General features: G+C 52.0%; 1 protein-coding gene. It reads right to left on the bottom strand.

What is annotated here, in order from left to right; genetic code table 11:
- Window positions 1–97 precede the first annotated feature (97 nt).
- Window positions 98–1,762 (bottom strand): group II intron reverse transcriptase/maturase, encoded by a 1,665-nt coding sequence (gene ltrA, locus BRW63_RS26865; protein WP_073075362.1) that lies wholly within the window; start codon window positions 1,760–1,762, stop codon window positions 98–100.
- Between the last annotated feature and the right edge of the window lie 488 nt (window positions 1,763–2,250).

Here is a 2,250-nt window from a genome sequence, read left to right as displayed (position 1 = left end):
GTCGGGTAAAGGAGTGAGTTTTAGATATATCTCCCTCCCTCCCCTCAGAACCGTGCTTACAACTTTCACTGTACACGGCTCAAGCAATCTCTATAGCCTACCGATGTAATTGTGCATGACACACGAGGTGTACTGCAACGAGATTAGACGTGTGATTGGTTCCACCTTGTTGACGTGGGACGTGGTGATGAATGTGGATATCCTCGGCATTGAAGAGCGATTGTCCACAGTTCGGACACTGGGCTTGCTGATGCTGGATGACCCGTTGCACCGCTTTTGGGTACTCCCCGATCTGCCTTGACTGTTTTGTCCGTTGCTCAAAGTAGTCTTTGAGTTCAGGATTATCCGGGCTGGCATCTCCTCGAATTAAGGTGTGCCGTTGAATCCGGGTATAGCCGATGCGATAGAGAACCATGCCCGTGTCTTTATCCACAAAGTTCCATTGACTGCCGGGGTAGGCAGGATGGTGCGCCCAGTAACGATGGTCACGCCAGCCGAAGGACTTGTTGGGATGGGTTTTGCTAATCCAGCGCCTGAGCTTCCAGAAGACGTAGTGTTCCAAGTGTTGAAACACCTCTGAACTGACTGCGTTTCGGTAGTAGTTTGCCCAACCGCGCAGAATCGGGTTGAGGACTTTGATCAGACACCGGGCATTGCTGCCATGAAGTCGCTTAAAGGTGGCACGCAGTTTCTCTCGAAAGGCTGCCACGCTTTGTTTTGCAGGCTTAATCAGCAGTTTCCATCCTGTGCGAGTGTTTTGGCTCCGATAATGCCGGACATTGAAGCTTAAAAAGTCAAATCCTTCCGATAGATGGACAATGCGAGTTTTCTCCTCGGATAGTTCCAACCCTCTGAACTTGAGGAAGCGTTGAAGGTCAACTTGGGCTTGCTCTGCCTCGACTTGGCTGTCACAGACCACCACACAGTCGTCGGCATAGCGAACCAGCACTCGTTTCACCGTTCTTTTCACACAGCCTTGAGCATAGCGCGTGATTCCCAGTGCGGTTTCCATGCCATGCAGCGCAATGTTCGCCAAGAGCGGAGAAAGAATGCCGCCTTGGGGAGTGCCTGCTTCGGAGGGATGAAAGATGCCATTTTCCACGTATCCTGCTTTGAGCCATTGGGCAATCACCCGACGAGCGGGAAAGTGCCCGATTTGCTGCAACAAGAAGTCATGATCAATGGTGTCAAAACATCCTGCGATGTCCGCCTCTAGAACCCACTTCTTGCGATTGTTCACATTGGCGGTGACATAGAGGCGAGCAATGGCATCATGTACACTGCGACTGGGACGAAACCCATAACTGGTGGGTTCAAATTGAGCTTCCCAACACGGTTCTAATGCCGCTTTCACCACCGCTTGTAAACAGCGGTCGATGATGCTGGGGATTCCCAGCGGGCGACGTTTGCCGTTGCGTTTCGGAATCTGTACCCGTCTTGCGGCTAGTGGTTGCCAAGCGTTTTGCGGCTTGAGCAAATCCACCAACTTGCCTTTTGCAGGTCCCGTTTTCACCAGCATCTTGTCGATGCCCGGTGTGTTCTTTCCTGCATTAATCTGGGTGACTCGACGCACGGCAAGGAGAACGTTGGAGTAGCTTTTGAGCAGTAACCGTTGCAGGTTTCTCACTCGTTTCCAGTCTTCACACCGAGTAGCTCGGAAGATGCGTTGTCTCAGATTCTTCACGACCCGGTTTGCTTTGCGCCAGTTGACGCTTTGCCAATCGGTCGTGCGCTGGGTTTCGTTTACAAACTGGGTCTGCACCTAACTTTTCCCTCAGCGTTCAGTTTCTTCTCAACGTTGCTTCTGGAGATCACCTGTCCCACGTCAGCACCCTTTCAGGTCAGGCATTTGCCCTATCCATCGCGTTATCGATTCCGCTTGCCTTTCGGCGGATGGCTTTCGCTTCTTGGGTCATCCTGTTCCCGCTAGAGCATTCGGCTCCGGTTGCCCGTGGCTTACCTGAAATGTGTTTGTGACTTCAGGACTCTATCGGGGTTTCCTCGTTTCGCACGGGGTGGAGATGCGATTGCTTTAGGACTCCTCTCTACTCCGGGGGCGGGGTGTTCTCCATCGATATTTAGACGCTACCGATTCCCAAATGCCCCAACACTCTCGTATCAGCCATTTCGAGAGTCATAATTAACGAAGCCTCATCAAGGATTCACTTGCGTTGTCCTTAGCATTCTTGCCCTAGCCCTCTCACCTGGTTTGGCTCCAAGCTTGTTGGACACTTAACCTTGTCTGCTGAT

The sequence above is a fragment of the Phormidesmis priestleyi ULC007 genome, assembly GCF_001895925.1.
Lineage (GTDB): Bacteria > Cyanobacteriota > Cyanobacteriia > Leptolyngbyales > Leptolyngbyaceae > Phormidesmis_A > Phormidesmis_A priestleyi_A.
This window is presented reverse-complemented; position numbering and strand designations above follow the sequence as displayed.